The sequence below is a fragment of the Xanthomonas sp. SHU 308 genome (assembly GCF_000364645.1).
GTDB lineage: Bacteria > Pseudomonadota > Gammaproteobacteria > Xanthomonadales > Xanthomonadaceae > Xanthomonas_A > Xanthomonas_A sontii.
Genome location: NZ_AQOK01000625.1, coordinates 1 through 428 on the forward strand (window position 1 = coordinate 1; position 428 = coordinate 428).

At 60.5% G+C, this 428-nt stretch carries 1 protein-coding gene; it reads left to right on the forward strand.

Annotated features, from left to right (window positions below; genetic code table 11):
- Positions 1 to 107: 107 nt before the first annotated feature.
- Positions 108 to 428 (forward strand): endonuclease domain-containing protein (locus D588_RS26790; RefSeq protein WP_232764324.1); only part of this gene is annotated, 321 nt, incomplete at its 3' end.

A 428-nucleotide genomic window follows, 5' to 3' on the forward strand; every position in this document is an offset into this window, starting at 1 on the left:
CTCTCCCACCGGGAGAGGGGTTGGGGTGAGGGTACGGTGGGGTCATGACGATCAAACCGCCACTACCCACATCGACACTGGCACACGCACGCCACCTACGTCGCACCATGACCGACGCCGAGCGCGCACTATGGCGTTGTCTGAGAAGCGGACAGTTGCAAGGTGCCAAGTTCCGGCGTCAGTACCCGATCCCACCGTATGTCGCAGATTTCTGTTGTGTGGCGGCAAAGCTGATTGTCGAAATCGACGGCGCGCAACATACCGAACCATGCGATGCCACAAGAACGCGTTGGCTGGCATCGCAAGGCTGGCGGGTCATGCGCTTCTGGAACAATGACGTACTGCTTTCGATCGATGCCGTGATCCAGGTGATTTGCGACGCCACTGGGTCGCCGTACCCTCACCCCAACCCCTCTCCCGGTGGGAGA